16 protein-coding genes are annotated in these 13,702 nt (G+C 65.0%); 7 read left to right on the top strand and 9 right to left on the bottom strand.

All coding sequences use genetic code 11. The features are described 5' to 3' along the window. Nucleotides 1-126: 126 nt before the first annotated feature. From AC1RQP_RS27865 to AC1RQP_RS27855, 3 genes are all read left to right on the top strand, one after another. Complete coding sequence (locus AC1RQP_RS27865) at nt 127-906, top strand: NAD kinase (RefSeq protein WP_061880580.1); 780 nt, start codon at nt 127-129, stop codon at nt 904-906. A 99-nt stretch (nt 907-1,005) separates the two neighbouring features. Then, complete coding sequence (locus AC1RQP_RS27860; RefSeq protein WP_008549760.1) at nt 1,006-1,551, top strand: response regulator; 546 nt, start codon at nt 1,006-1,008, stop codon at nt 1,549-1,551. A 28-nt stretch (nt 1,552-1,579) separates the two neighbouring features. Next, nucleotides 1,580-2,158 (top strand): Hpt domain-containing protein, encoded by a 579-nt coding sequence (locus tag AC1RQP_RS27855; RefSeq protein WP_492939676.1) that lies wholly within the window; start codon nt 1,580-1,582, stop codon nt 2,156-2,158. Between the two features lie 188 nt (nt 2,159-2,346). On the opposite strand, the gene AC1RQP_RS27850 is transcribed toward AC1RQP_RS27855, so the two are convergent. The 4 genes from AC1RQP_RS27850 to folE form a co-directional block, all read right to left on the bottom strand. Next, a complete protein-coding gene (locus AC1RQP_RS27850; RefSeq protein WP_492939674.1) occupies nt 2,347-3,522 on the bottom strand; it encodes a DUF2336 domain-containing protein in 1,176 nt (391 codons plus the stop codon). Nucleotides 3,523-3,807: 285 nt separating this feature from the next. After that, complete coding sequence (locus tag AC1RQP_RS27845) at nt 3,808-4,827, bottom strand: lytic transglycosylase domain-containing protein (protein WP_492939672.1); 1,020 nt, start codon at nt 4,825-4,827, stop codon at nt 3,808-3,810. A 150-nt stretch (nt 4,828-4,977) separates the two neighbouring features. After that, nucleotides 4,978-5,400, bottom strand: coding sequence for a phosphoribosyl-AMP cyclohydrolase (gene hisI / locus AC1RQP_RS27840; protein WP_492939670.1), 423 nt, complete (start codon nt 5,398-5,400; stop codon nt 4,978-4,980). Between the two features lie 28 nt (nt 5,401-5,428). Further along, a complete protein-coding gene (gene folE / locus AC1RQP_RS27835; RefSeq protein WP_492939668.1) occupies nt 5,429-6,121 on the bottom strand; it encodes a GTP cyclohydrolase I FolE in 693 nt (230 codons plus the stop codon). A gap of 253 nt (nt 6,122-6,374) precedes the next feature. On the opposite strand from folE, the gene AC1RQP_RS27830 reads away from it, so the two are divergent. Continuing rightward, nucleotides 6,375-6,830, top strand: a complete 456-nt coding sequence (locus AC1RQP_RS27830; RefSeq protein ID WP_492939666.1) for an iron-sulfur cluster assembly scaffold protein — start codon at nt 6,375-6,377, stop codon at nt 6,828-6,830. Between the two features lie 115 nt (nt 6,831-6,945). On the opposite strand, the gene AC1RQP_RS27825 is transcribed toward AC1RQP_RS27830, so the two are convergent. Beyond that, nucleotides 6,946-7,845: a COG3904 family protein gene (locus AC1RQP_RS27825; RefSeq protein ID WP_492939664.1), complete on the bottom strand. Its 900-nt coding sequence runs from the start codon at nt 7,843-7,845 to the stop codon at nt 6,946-6,948. Nucleotides 7,846-8,075: 230 nt separating this feature from the next. Here AC1RQP_RS27825 and yidD point away from each other — a divergent pair, with 230 nt between their 5' ends. Both yidD and AC1RQP_RS27815 read left to right on the top strand, forming a co-directional pair. Continuing rightward, nucleotides 8,076-8,414 (top strand): membrane protein insertion efficiency factor YidD, encoded by a 339-nt coding sequence (gene yidD / locus AC1RQP_RS27820; RefSeq protein WP_492939662.1) that lies wholly within the window; start codon nt 8,076-8,078, stop codon nt 8,412-8,414. A 91-nt stretch (nt 8,415-8,505) separates the two neighbouring features. Next, nucleotides 8,506-8,712, top strand: coding sequence for a hypothetical protein (locus tag AC1RQP_RS27815; RefSeq protein ID WP_239624586.1), 207 nt, complete (start codon nt 8,506-8,508; stop codon nt 8,710-8,712). Nucleotide 8,713: 1 nt separating this feature from the next. On the opposite strand, the gene AC1RQP_RS27810 is transcribed toward AC1RQP_RS27815, so the two are convergent. The 3 genes from AC1RQP_RS27810 to AC1RQP_RS27800 are packed head-to-tail and all read right to left on the bottom strand — an operon-like array spanning nt 8,714 to nt 11,552. Continuing rightward, nucleotides 8,714-9,670: a PDR/VanB family oxidoreductase gene (locus tag AC1RQP_RS27810; protein ID WP_492939660.1), complete on the bottom strand. Its 957-nt coding sequence runs from the start codon at nt 9,668-9,670 to the stop codon at nt 8,714-8,716. Next, nucleotides 9,667-10,188 (bottom strand): MOSC domain-containing protein, encoded by a 522-nt coding sequence (locus AC1RQP_RS27805; protein WP_492939658.1) that lies wholly within the window; start codon nt 10,186-10,188, stop codon nt 9,667-9,669. Before AC1RQP_RS27805 ends, AC1RQP_RS27810 begins: the two co-directional genes overlap by 4 nt. Before the next feature lie 50 nt (nt 10,189-10,238). Next, entirely contained in the window at nt 10,239-11,552 is a 1,314-nt protein-coding gene (locus AC1RQP_RS27800) for an MFS transporter (RefSeq protein ID WP_492939656.1), read from the bottom strand. Between the two features lie 355 nt (nt 11,553-11,907). Between AC1RQP_RS27800 and AC1RQP_RS27795 the strand changes: the two genes are divergently transcribed. Next, nucleotides 11,908-12,465 carry a helix-turn-helix domain-containing protein gene (locus AC1RQP_RS27795; protein WP_131871146.1) on the top strand — a complete coding sequence of 186 codons (558 nt, stop codon included), beginning with the start codon at nt 11,908-11,910 and terminating at the stop codon, nt 12,463-12,465. 20 nt (nt 12,466-12,485) lie between these two features. Here AC1RQP_RS27795 and AC1RQP_RS27790 read toward each other — a convergent pair whose 3' ends face one another. After that, entirely contained in the window at nt 12,486-13,700 is a 1,215-nt protein-coding gene (locus AC1RQP_RS27790) for a hypothetical protein (RefSeq protein ID WP_492939654.1), read from the bottom strand. Between the last annotated feature and the right edge of the window lie 2 nt (nt 13,701-13,702).

Raw genomic sequence — 13,702 nt, 5'->3', positions numbered from 1 at the left:
TCAAATCACCCGGAGCGACAGTCTCCGTCAGCTTTGGAGGGCGGTCCTCCTCGACAATGCAGGCCCACCTCGTATAGACGAGCCCGGCGGAACTTACTCGAGCCAGCGGCACCTGCCCCGGAAGCCATGACAAAGCCCTCGCGATACGACCGGATCGCCTTCGTCGCCAGCCCGAGCAGCGAGGCGCAGGCCGCCTTCGGCCAGCTCACCAGGGACTATGGCAATTACGACCCGAAGGATGCCGACGTCGTCGTCGCGCTCGGCGGCGACGGGTTGATGCTCCAGACGCTGCACCAGAACATGCACACGGGAAAGCCGATCTACGGCATGCACCGCGGCACGGTCGGCTTCCTGATGAACGAGTACTCGACGCACGATCTGCGGGCGCGGCTCGAGGCCGCGCATGAATCCGAGATCAACCCGCTCCTGATGCGCGCGACCGACATGCACGACCGGGTGCATCTGCACCACGCCATCAACGAGGTCGCCCTGTTCCGGCAGACCTACCAGGCCGCGCGCTTGAGGATCCTGATCGACGAGCGCGAGCGCATGTCCGAGCTGATCGCCGACGGCATCATGGTGGCGACGCCGGCGGGCTCCACCGCCTATAATCTCTCCGCCCAGGGACCGATCCTGCCGATCAACGCCGCGCTGCTGGCACTGACACCGATCAGCGCCTTCCGCCCGCGCCGCTGGCGCGGCGCGCTGCTGCCCAACACGGCCTATGTCGTGATCGAGGTGCTGGAGGGCGAGAAGCGTCCCGTCGCGGCGGTCGCCGACCACGACGAGGTCCGCGACGTCCGCCGCGTCGAGGTGCTCTCCGACAGGACCATCTCGATGCGGATGCTGTTCGACCCAGGACACAGCCTCGAAGAGCGTATCCTGCGCGAGCAGTTCGGCTACTGAACCGTCCGCCCCGCAACGCCTCCGGAGCCCGATCGCAACCCTTCGTTAACTCCCGGCACGATATGGTTAACGAAGGTTGACCGCTTTGGCCCGGGCGTCATGTTTCGCATCGACTTCAACAAGCTTCGCTTCCTCGTCTGCGACGACAATCCGCACATGCGCCGCATCCTGCGGACGCTGCTGCATTCCTTCGGCGCGCGCGAGGTCTATGAAGCCGAGGACGGCGCCACGGCCCTCGAAATGTACAGCCATTACGTGCCCGACATCGTCATCACCGACTGGGCCATGCCGATCTTCGACGGGCTCGAGCTTGCGCAGATGATCCGGCAGCCCGAATCGAAGGGCAACCCCTACGCACCGATCATCATGCTGACCGGCCATTCCGAGAAGCGTCGCGTCACCGTCGCGCGCGATGCCGGCGTCACCGAATTCCTGGCCAAGCCGATCTCGGCCAAGGGCCTCTATCAGCGCATCCTCAACGTGGTCGCCAATCCCCGCCCCTTCATCAAGACCAAGACCTATTTCGGGCCGGACCGGCGCCGCAACACCAACTCCGCCTATATGGGCCCCGAGCGCCGCGTCGGCGAAAAGCACGAGGTGCTGCAGCAGCCCTCGCTGCTCGACAAGGCCCGCTCGTCCATCTAGCGCAACGTCTTCAGGCGAGGCAGGTATCATGGCGAAGAACAGCGCAAAGGACATCGAGGTCAAGGCCTTCGCCACGCACCACGTCATCACTCAGCCCAACCCGCTGCGCAAGGTCCTGCGCCGCGTCGAAGAACAGGACATGGACGATCCGGTCGGCCGCGCCGAACAAGCGCTCGCGAGCCTCTCCGGTGAGTTCAAGGACTGGATGGCGATCGAGGTCCAGAGACTGTCCACCGCCTGGACCGCCGTGCAGAAGGATGGCTTCACGAAGAAGCTGCGCGACGAGCTGTTCCACGCCGCACACGACATCAAGGGCGATGCGGCGACGTTCGGCTTTCCTTCGGCAGCGGGAATCGCCGAGAGCCTGTGCCGAGTCATCGAGCACGCGCCTGATCTGGAAAAGGTGCCGGCCGAGCTGTTCACGCACCACATCAATGCCATTCTCGCCATCGTGCACGAGAACACCAGGCTCGACAGCCTCAGCGTCTCCGCCGAGCTCAGCCGCCGCCTGCGCAAGGTCGCCGACGACTATCTCGCCAACGTCAACCGCGACCGCCCTGAGCATCTCGAGGTCATCCTGGCCCCGAGCATCGCGCCGGTGGAGTAAGGTCCAGCTCTCTCCTCGTCATCGCGCGCAGCACTTGCGACGAAGCAATGACGGAATGTGAGGCTGCTTCATCCACACGGGCAGTATCGTAGGGTGGCAAAGCGAAGCGTGCCCACCAATCGATTTTGAGCTGCGCGGATAGATGGTGGGCACGGCGCTTCGCGCCTTTGCCCACCTACGGCATCTCGTTACGCCGCGATCAGGTCGTCGTACAGCGGATCGATTGCATCGTCCGCGACCAGCTCGTCGCAGAACAGTCTCGCCTCTTCCCGTGCCGATTCCGTGGCAAAGCGGCGCAGCAGGACCATCAGCGGTTCCGTGGCGCCCCGGTCGCTCTCGCAGTGGGTGAGCACGCGCTCGACCATGCGCCGGCGCAGCCGCGCCGCGCCGTCGTCGCTATCGACAAAGCCTTGCTCGTGGCAGGCATCGAGCGCGACCTGGAACGCCGCAAACGTCGCCTCCGGAAGCCCGGCGCGACGGAGCAGCGCGTAAAGGCTATTGCCGCCGCGATCGTGCAGCAGCGCGGAGACACGCGCCAGCGGCAAATCGGCGAGCTCGGCGAGGGCCGCGTCGAACAAATCGAGATTGCCCGAGAGCAGTGCACGCAGGATCAGCCCCGCGGTCAGCTGGCCGGTGATGCGCAAATGCCTGACCAGGCCTTGCATGTCCTCGCCGCGCGAGCGCGCCGCGATGTTCATGGTGGAGCGGTCACGTGCCTCGATCGTGATGCGGTCCGCGCGGTCGGCGCTGAGCCAGTTCCGCGCCACGACGAATTGCGCCAGCGTCTGCGAGAGCTTTGCCACCAGCGCCGCGCGCGTTGCGGCCGGCAGATCCTCCAGCACCAGCATCGCCTCGCGGATCGCGGCGAGATGGCCGTGGCGCTCGACGATGCGGTCCCAGGAGAACGGGGCGAGTTCGGCGTGGGGATTCTCGATCAGCTCCAATGCGGCAGCTGCGCAGCCGACTTCGGCGATCGCGGCGCACACCGACACCGGCAACGCAATGCGGCGGGCCACCGCGCATTGCACCTCCTCGTTTCCGGTGGCGACGATGTCGACGAGGTCGGCGTCGATCAGCAGCGGGGAATGTTCGAGCACTGGCAGCGCGACGGTCGGCTGATCTGCCGACAGCGCTCGCACGATTGCGGCCGGCGCCTCGGCGCTGCGGGCAAAGGCCTCGGCCATCGCCTGCCGCACCAGGGGCGAGGGATCGTCGAGCAGCATCAGAAGCGCGCCTTCGGCGGCGATGCGGTCGTCTGCAGAAAGGTCTGAGATCAGCCAGGCCCGCGCCAGCGCCCGTGTCGCCTCGGCCCGCTCGCCTGCGGGCGCCGTCCTGATCCAATTAATGAACTGCCGAACAATCATCCTGCTTCCGGCTTACACAAACAAACGAAAAGAGTGACGGCTCGTCACCTGCAACACAAAATAAACCATGACGCTTAACAAAGCGTTCACCATAACTGACTGGTTTTATTGACGTTTTGTTAATGGAACAAAAGCACTACCCACACGTGCGCCGACAGCAACGCACGCCTTCGGCGAATGCGCCGAGGAGTCGGGCCCGCCTTCGGGAGAGGGGCACGCAGCATGGGTCCCGGCTCAGCGCAGCAGCGTTTCACGCTGCAGCGCGTCCGGGACACGAGACGGCGACTAGCTCGAGAACGTGCCGCTACGATCGCTGAAGAGATCGAGCGGCTGCGGCGGCCGCAGGTCCGGCGTCGCCGACGCGACCGAGGTGAGCGAGGCGTTGTTGCCCCATAGTTTCTGCACCGTGGTCGAGACCGGCTGCGTGGCATCGCCGGGCTGATAGATCGAACGAAACACCGGCGTGCCCGCCGCATTGTCCGCGAGCGTCGTCGGCGAGGTCGCACTGACGGGCGTCGCGGCGCGTGTGTTCGGGAAGGTCTGAAGATAGACGGCATTGTCGATCACCGGCGCCGTCGGCTGCACGCCGATCGCACTCGCGACCTCGGTGGTCGACGGCGTGTCGCCATACATCGCCATCGCGCTGCGCGTCACTTTCGAATTGGCGGCACTGGCGTAGCGCGCGTCGAGCACCGAATAGACTTCGGAGACGCTGCGGGCGCGGCCGTCTTTGGCGTAGAAGATCGAGCGATTGGCGGACGCCGCGTTGGGAAACAGCCGCGCCCCGACCGCCTGCGGATTGTCCTCGGCATTGGCGATCAGCCTGGCCGCGCCGCCGACGCCCATAAAATGCGCCATATAGAGCTCGCTGTCGGACGGCCTGCGGCCGAGCAGGCCGGTGAGCTTGAAGCTGTTCGACTGCGTCAGTGCCGCCGCCATGCTGGAGGCGGCTTCGGGGTCGTCGCGCAGCTTCATGATCGACCGCTTCATCACGGGATCATCGACGGTGTAGGTGCCGGCCGAGGTTCTGGTGATGGCGTCAGCGTAGCTGCCATAGCCGAGCTGGGTGCCGGCTTCCTTCACCGTGCCAAGCCAGGTCTGGTCGATGAACTGGTAGAGTCCGTGCGCGGACGAGGTGGTGGCCCCCGCCGTCGGATCGAAATCCGATTCCATCTTGGCGGTGGTCAGCATGTACTGGAAGCTGACGCCGGAGATATTCGAGGCCTGCTTGATCGCACCGGCGACACGCGCGCGCGACGGATCGAGTCCGACCGTCTGCGTGGCACTGGAATTGTCGATCGACATGATGAAGTGCCCGCCCCGCGCGGCATTGAGCGACGCCGGCAATTCGGCGCCCGTCGTCTCACCGTGGGACAGGCATGGTTAATGCGGGGTTAATTGGCTTTCCGCGTCATTCCGGGGTGTCACGCAGCGATGAACCCGAAATGGCGAGGGTTACTTCTTATAGACCTCGCTCGGAACGAACAGCCGCTCCGTATCGGCGAAGACGAGCCTGGCGCCGCCGCCCTCCGCTTCGATCTTGCGATAGAAGCAGGACCGGCGCCCGGTATGGCAGGCCGCGCCGACCTGCTCGACCCGGATCCAGACCGCGTCCTGGTCGCAATCGGTGCGCATCTCGACCACGCGCTGGGTCTGACCTGAGGTCTCACCTTTTCGCCACAAGGCATTGCGCGAGCGGCTGAAGTACCAGGCATCGCCGGTCGCGATCGTCTTGCGCAGCGCCTCCTCGTTCATGTGCGCGACCATGAGCACGTCGCCGGTGGCGACGTCGGTCGCGACGCAGGTCACGAGCCCGCTCGCATCGAACCTGGGCAGGAAGGCGAGACCTTCTTCGATCTCATGGGAGTGAGCGGACACAGGACCCTCGCGAGTTTACTTTGCGAGGTCAGCGCGTCGTGCCTCGCACCAGGGACAGGAAACGGGCCTGCTCCGCCGGATTGTCGCGGAACATGCCGGTGAAGCGGCTGGTGAAGGTGGAGGCACCATGCTTGGCGACGCCACGCACCGACATGCAGGTATGCTCGGCCTCGATCAGCACCGCGACGCCGCGCGGCTTGAGGATCTCGTCGATGGCCGCTGCGATCTGAGCCGTCAGGTGCTCCTGGGTCTGGAGCCTGCGGGCGAAGATGTCGGTCAGGCGCGCAAGCTTGGACAGGCCGACGACACGTTCCACCGGCGTATAGGCGATGTGCCCCTTGCCGTAGAACGGCATCATGTGATGCTCGCACTGCGAGGTGAACTCGATGTCGCGCACCAGGACGAAGTCGTCATAGCCGGCGGTCTCGCCAAAGGTCCGGTCGAGCACCTCGGCCGGGCACTGGTGGTAGCCCTGATAGAGTTCGTCGAAAGCTTCGACGACACGGCGCGGCGTGTCGAGCAGGCCCTCGCGCTCGGTGTTCTCGCCGATATAGGCGAGCAACGTCTTCACCGCGGCTTCCGCCTCGGCGCGTGCCGGGCGCGGCTGGTCAGCGCGAACGGCGGCAGCAAGGAATTCTGCAGGATCAAGCTCGGCCGGGCGGCTATCGGGCTGCCGGTCGGCGGGCTTGTTGGGGCGGATGGATTTGATTGCAGCGTCCATATCGACTCCGTTCGACGGCCTTGCGGCCGGAGTGTCACCGGCAGACGGGGCGGCCAAGCCGCCGGACGCCTGAACAGAACAAGTTTCGGCGGAAAGTCCTGAGGCGATAACGCCGGCAGCGCATATCTGGATCACCGCCACCGCACCGCTGGACTGTTTTTCCACCAGTTCCGTCTCTATATAGGACCGTGGGCGGCGCCCGCCAAGGCCGATCCGGCCCGGAAGTGGCTGTGGACGTGTTGGACTCCATCACATGCTGAACGACATCTACAACAAGCGGATCATCGAACTGGCCGGGAATATTCCGCGCCTCGGGCGGCTGTCGGACCCCGACGCCTCCGCCACTGCCCACTCCAAACTGTGCGGATCGACCGTGAAGGTCGACCTCAAGATGAATGGCGATACCGTCACCGACTTCGCGCATGACGTGAAGGCGTGTGCCTTGGGTCAGGCCTCTTCATCCATCATGGCAAGTCACGTGGTCGGCTCGACTGCGAGCGAACTCCGTGAGTTACGCGAAACCGTTCGCAAGATGCTGAAGGAGAACGGTGCGCCTCCCGAAGGCAAATGGGAAGAAATCAAGTTCCTCGAGCCGGTCCGCGACTACAAGGCACGCCATGCCTCGACGCTTCTGACCTTCGATGCCGTGGTCGATGCCATCGGCCAGATCGAAGCCAGGGCCAAGCAGCCGGCCGCTGCGCAGGGCTGATCCCAAGCCGATGTCATTCCGGACCGCCCAAAGGCGAGCCCGGAAATCATGCGCTACAACATCTGGATTCAGCGTTCGTCGCTTCGCGACGCCTCGGAATAACCGTGCGGGGAGCTTACTTCTGCGTCGCCGCGGCCGGCGCGGCCACGCCACCCGTCGGCACCAGGGCTTCCGCCGTCTTGGTCGATTTGGCAGACTGCGCCTGCTCCGGTTCCGCGCCGAACCTGGCCTGCGTCTTCGGTGCCAGCTCCGCCATGGCCGGCGCTGACATATCCACATGCGGGAGCACATCAGCCACGAGATCGGTCGTGACCAGATTGGTAAGCTTGAGCTCGCCGGCGTCGAGCTCGTGCAGGTCTTCCCAGGGCGGAACACTGAGCGCAAGCGACAGCAAGTCGCCGGCGCCGCCCATGTCGAATGTGTATTTGGCGAGTCGGCCGATGTCGCGCTCCACGATCATCAGATCCTGCGCGCTGTAGCTCGCCGCCTTGGCATCGTCAGCCCGGTCGCCCATCCAGATCTGGTGGACCCGGACATGGGCGGCTTCCGGCACGTAGCGCTTCTTGCCGGCGAGCAGCAGGAACACGCACATGGATTCGCAATAGGCCTCCGGCGCGACCGCCGGGCGGGTCGACGGCCCGCCGCGGAGGCTGACGCCGACCGTGGTCAAAAGCCCGAGATTGCGGAAGCGCCGGCCGAGGGTGATCGCGTCATTGACGGACCCGCCGCTCGAATCGAGCACGACGGTCGCGCCCCCGAGCTGGCGCCCGCGCGAAAACTCTTCGAATTCCCTTGGCGTATCGGCGGTGATGATGCCGACCGCGCTGACCCAGCCACGGCAGTTCGGCTCGCAGGCGACCCAGCTGAACTTCATCGGCAGCTTGCGCTCTTCGAGGGTATTGCTTGCCCGGGCCGACGACCCGAAAGTCGCGACGGCGCCAGCCAGCGCGACTCCACAGACGGCGGTTCCCACCAGCAACCAGCCGCGAAGATTGAGCGACGTCAGACGTTTCAAACTGGTCCCTTCCCCAAGCCCCAAGGCGATTCAGGCAAGCCCCGTTTTGCGCGTTCAATGAGTCTACACATGAACGTCACAAAAATGGTATCCGGGGGAATACAGCTCGTCCAGAGATACTTGCTGCACTGCTCCCAAAAAGCACGCAAAACAGGGCGTGCAAACAACAGCTTACGGTTCCCTGCGCCGGAACCGGGCAACCCCTGGCTTAAGGTCGCAGCAAAGCGCACATGAAGCATTCAGCCTGCGAGCATTGTTCCAGCCCTGTCGACGGTGCGCTCCGGCTGCCCCGCAGATTTGGGCGTGCGCTGATCTGGCTGTATCGGCATACGCTGTCGCCCCTGGTGGGTTACAACTGCCGGCACTTGCCGACATGCTCCGTCTACGGCGATGAGGCAATCGAACGGTTCGGGCTCTGGGCCGGCGGCTGGATGACGCTCGCGCGCCTGCTCCGCTGCAATCCCTTCGGCACGTCCGGCATCGACAACGTGCCCCTCGCCGCGCCGCAATGCGCACGCTGGTATCTGCCCTGGCGCTACGGCCGCTGGCGCGGGGTCAATGCCGCCTGACGCTTGCTGCGGTGCTTGACCATCGCCGCCCTGGCCGGAACCGGCACTTTCCGCTCGCGTTGTTTCGATGCTCCCACGGGAGGAAACAACAATGCGCTGGAAAATCAGCCCTCATTTTCACTACCGGCATGGTCCGAATTTCGCTCACAGAGGACACGATCCCAGAACCATCGACCTGCTCGCCGTCATCGCGCTGCTCGCGCTCGTCCTCGGCTCAGGTTGGTATCTGGCGAGGAGCTTCGCGACACAGCCAAGCACGACGACGTTCATCGTGCCGAGCCAGAGCGTGCATTGGTAGCTCAGAGATCCAGCACCAGCCGCTCGGCATCCGAGCCCGCCACGCAAACCATGAGATAGCGTTCGCGTTCATACGGCGACAGGATGCGGTCGCGGTGAACCGGCTTGCCTTCGATCCATCCGACCTTGCAGGCGCCGCAGATGCCGCCGCAGCAGGAGGTCGCGATGTCGATGCCTCCCTCCTGCAATGCGGCCAGCATGGTCTGGCCGGCCCGCACCTCGATCTCGGCGCCCGAGCGCGCCAGTGACACTGTAAACGGTTTGGCGTCGGGATCGATGACCGGTGGCGGTGCGATGAACCGCTCGATATGGACGCTCGCAGCGGGCCACGCTGCAGTCACCCGCTCGAAATCGTGGGTCATGCTTTCCGGGCCGCAGCAGGCGACCATCGTCTCAGATCCGCCCTCTCCGACGAGCGCTGCGAGATCGGGGCGCCCGCTCCGGGACGTCCGATGCACGATGATGCGCCCCTCTTCGACCAGCGCGCCGAGATGCGTGGCGAGCGGCACCTCCTCACGCACGATCAGATGCAGCGTGAAGTCGGCTTGCTTCGTTCGTTCGAGATGCCGCGCCATGGACAGGAACGGCGTCACGCCGATGCCGCCAGCCAGGAACACGTAGCGCGCGATGCGCGCTTGGGGCTCAAGTCCGCCGCGTGGCAGCGACACGCCGATGACATCGCCGATGCCGATTTCGTCGTGCAGCGCCCGCGAACCGCCGCGTCCATCCGCTTCGCGCTTCACCGCGATGACATAGCGCTTGTTGTCCGCGGGCTCGTTGCACAGCGAATAGGTGCGGACCAGCCCGTTCGGCAGATGCAGATCGATATGCGCGCCGGGTTTGAACGGCGGCAGTTCCCACCGGTCGGGATCTGCCAGCGTGAACAGTTTGATGCCTGCCCCCGCCTCCTCGATGCCGGTGACGACCGTCTTGACCGTCGTGATCGGTCGCGCGCTCATGCCGCATTCCGCACGGTATCGCCGACCCTGACGACGCCGCCTTGCAGGATCTTGCAGTTGAGGCCGGAGCGATTGATCAGGGGATCGAAGATCGCCTTGCCGGTGATCTCCTCGATATGCCGGCACGGCACCGACAGCCGCGTCGCTTCCAGCAGGGTCTCGCCCAGCCAGAAGCGGCGGCCGACGAGATGATTCAGCGGCACGCCCTTCACCGTGACGTTACGCCGATGCTCTTCCGGGCCCAGCTCGATCCCGGCGTCGCGCTTCAGCGCAACCAGCGTCTCGAGTTCGAACAGGGTGACCTGCCGGCCCTCTTCCGGCTTGTGCGAATAAAACCCCTCTTCCTTGCCGATCATGTAGCGGTCGCCCTCGATTCCTTTCCCGGCGACGAGGGTGATGGTCTCGGCTGCGCGCATCGGCAGGAACGCGCGCGGCGTGAGATGGAGGAAGCGCACCACGCCGGTCCAGCCGAGCTGTGCTGCGCCCTGCGCCGCACCGGCGCTGATCGTATCAAGCATGACAAATCCTTTTGAGAAGCCGTGGCGCCGCCGGCAGCGGCGCCGCGAGATCAGGTCAGTTCCTTGTTCGCCATCTCCGGCGCGAACGTGGTCGCGATCGCGGTGATGGCGGCGCAGGCCACGAGCAGCAGCGAGACCGGCCAGGTGGCGCCGCCGCTCCAGGCCATCAGAGAGGCCGCAATCAGCGGCGTCAACCCGCCGCTCAGGGCCGCACCGACCTGGAACCCGAGCGAAGCACCGCTGTAACGCAGCCGCGCGGTGAACAGCTCGGAGTACCAGGGCGCGCCGATACCGAACATGACCATCTGACCGAAGGTGATCGCGACCACGATGGTGCAGACAACGATCGTCGGATCGCGGGTATCGAGCAGCCAGAACAGCGGGAAGGCGAACAGCGCCGAGAACAGACAGCTCGCATAGAACATCGTCTTGCGGCCGACCAGGTCGGACAGCCAGCCAAACAGCGGGATAGCGAGCAGCGCGACCAGCGATGCGGCGAACGCCCCGTTCAGCACCACCGCGCGCGGCAGGCCGAGATTGGCGGTGGCATAGGACATCACAAACACGCCGCCGATGCTGGCATAGGCGATCTCGGAGATCTTCAGACCGACCGCGGTGAAGAACGGCCGGCGGTGGTGCCTGAAGATCTCGAGCAGTGGCAGGCTTGCGACTTCCTTCTTGGCCTGGACCTGACGGAAGGCGGCGGTCTCTTCCATGTTGAGGCGGATGTAGAGACCGACGCCGACCAGGAGGATCGAGATCAGGAAGGGGATGCGCCAGCCGTAAGTCATGAAGTCGCTCTCCGGCAGGCTCGCCACCAGCGCGAACATGCCGATCGCGGCGAGATTGCCGATGGGGTTGCCGACCTGCACCATGCTGCCGAGCAGGCCGCGGCGATGCGTCGGGCAGTTCTCGACCACCATCAGCACGGCGCCGCCCCATTCGCCGCCGAGGCCGATACCCTGGAGAAAGCGCAATCCGATCAGCAGCACCGGCGCGGCAATGCCGATCTGCTGGTAGGTCGGAAGCAGGCCGATCAGGAAGGTGCCGATGCCCATCACCATGATCGTGATCGCGAGCATCGCCTTGCGGCCGACCCGGTCGCCGTAATGGCCAAAGATCGCCGCACCGAGCGGCCGCGCCAGAAATCCGACGGCGTAAGTGCCGAAGGCCGCGATGGTGGCGAGCGCGGGGTTGCCGGCGGCGAAGAAGACCTTGTTGAACACCAGCGCGGTCGCCGTGCCATAGATGAGGAAGTCGTACCATTCGATCGCGGTGCCGATCACGCTCGACCACACGATCCGTCGCAAGCTCGCCGCCTCGTCCGGCGCTACGTTCAGGGTTACGTCGTCTGCTACGGTCATCGATCTCTCCAAAAGGTACCGGCGCCTGGGAAAAGCAGTTGGCTCGGTCGCGGTGCCCATCGGCAGCCGCGACGGTAAAATCGATCATGTTTACTATTGGAAATCAACGCCGCGGAACGCGGCAAATGCCGACGATCGCGGCAATGCCGACGATTTGCACCAAAATTCGGCGAATATCTGCGTTATACCAATTCACCTGCTCATAATATCCGCGCCCTTGCTCGAAATTTCTGCTCAGGAGTTTTCCAGTGGAATACGCTTGCGAGCGACCGGCGCAGGGCCTTGCCGGCCGCCGGGCTGGCAGTCCGGCGGCTTCTGTTGCAAAACAGGCTTCAGCAGTTCGGGAGACTCATGCGTGCTTGACGTCAGCAAAGCGACAGCGGTCGGGGCCAACATCCGCCAGGCGCGGATCGCCAAGGGCCTGACGCTGGACCAGCTTGCGAGGCAAAGCGACCTCACCCGCGGCTACATCTCGCTGGTCGAGCGCAACCTCAAGATCCCCTCCCTCGCAGCCCTGCTGCGGATGGCCGCCGCGCTCGAGGTCAATGTCGCGAACTTCTTCGACCCGAACGCCGAGCCGGCACCGCGCTACACGCTGTTCCGCCGCCAGGACGGCAATGTGCCGCTGTTCCAGGACACGTTTGGCGTGGTCCCGCTGGCGACCGGTCGCACCCGCAAGATGATGGAGCCTTTTCTGCTGAGCCCGCCGCACAAGGCGGCCACGCGCGCCTCGCATGCGGGCGAGGAGCTGCTGTTCGTCATCAACGGCAGGATCGCGATCAAGCTCGATGGCGAAGAGCTCGTCCTCGGCAGGGGAGATTGCCTGTATTTTTCAGGCGAGACGCCGCACGAGGTCAGGAGCCTCGGCCGACAGAAGGCCGAAGTGCTGGTCGTCGTGGCCCAGACGTCTTGACGCCCAGCCTCGGCAATAGCCTACCGGAACCAGAAGAAACGGCCCTGTGACGGCGGAATCGACTCCGGCGGCCGCAGCCGCTTCGGGCGCGGAGGCCTTGGCGGCGGCTCGGTGGCCGAAGTGGTCTCCGCAGTCGGCGCAGTCTCGCTGCCCGGCACCTTCACCAACAACAGCAAATTCGATTCGCGCATCCGCCAGCGATAGCCGACGCCGAAATCGATCGGCTGGGCGCGCGTGAACAGTTCGGCGTAGCGCTCCTGGTAGCGGCCGGGGAATTCGTCGATGGGGCCGAGATAGCGGCCGAATGGGAAGAACCGCCATTGCCGTGCGTTGTAGTTCGCGAGCGGAATGCCGGAATCGTCCTGGATGATGGTGGCACTGTTGGCAAGCAGCCAGTCGCGCACGACGGAGAAATTGCCGGAGTGCAACAGATAGGACGCACTCTTGAGCAGGCTGTTGCCGGGCCCGAGCGTCTCGCAGAACTTCAGGAAGCCTGCGGCGCGCGCGCCGGAATTGGATAGATCGGTCGAGAAATAATACAGCGTGCGCGCTTCCCCATCGCTGCCGGCGAAGGTGATGCGGACGCCGCGCGTCGCGTTTCGTCCCGGATTGTCGTCGCCGACATGCACCCCGCCCCTGTCGTCGAGCGCGATCATCTCGACATTGCGGATGGTCTTGCCGGAGCGCGCGAGGAAGACATAGAGGATCGGCAAGGTGCCGTTGACCTGGTTGGCGCGCAGATCGACCTTCATCTGCTTGGTGATGAAGAAGGAGAAGCTCAGGATCGAGCCGAGCGAACGCTCGACATTGTAGAGCGCGGCGGCGACCGAACCACGCGGCAGCCGCGTCAGGTCGGGCACGGCGCCGACCGGCTCCAGCGCGCCGAGCACATACGTGCTGGCCTTGGAATAGAAGGCATCGGCGTAGAGGAAATCCGGGCCGCTGAACATGTAGAACATGGTCGGCCGGGGCGCGGCGAGATTGGCGTCGGCCCAGCTGCGGATATTGGAGAGCTGCCGCTGTTCGAGCTGGGCGAAGGCGCCGTCGAAGAACTTTGCATGGCGCTGCCAGCCCGGATCCTTGGTGAGCGGCACCAGCGGCGAGTCCGCCGAAGGCTGCATGCCCGCAAGGAAGCGCGCGGTGTCGTCGAAGCTGGCGTCGGCAGCATGCGCGGACGAGACGACCGCAGCCAGCAGGGCAAGAGCGAGCGCCGCAATTCTCATGGGTCGAAACATCT

It is taken from the genome of Bradyrhizobium sp. GW821-FHT13H06 (genome assembly GCF_058803975.1).
Note: the sequence above shows the minus strand (reverse complement) of the source record. Positions and strands in the feature narration are given on the sequence as shown.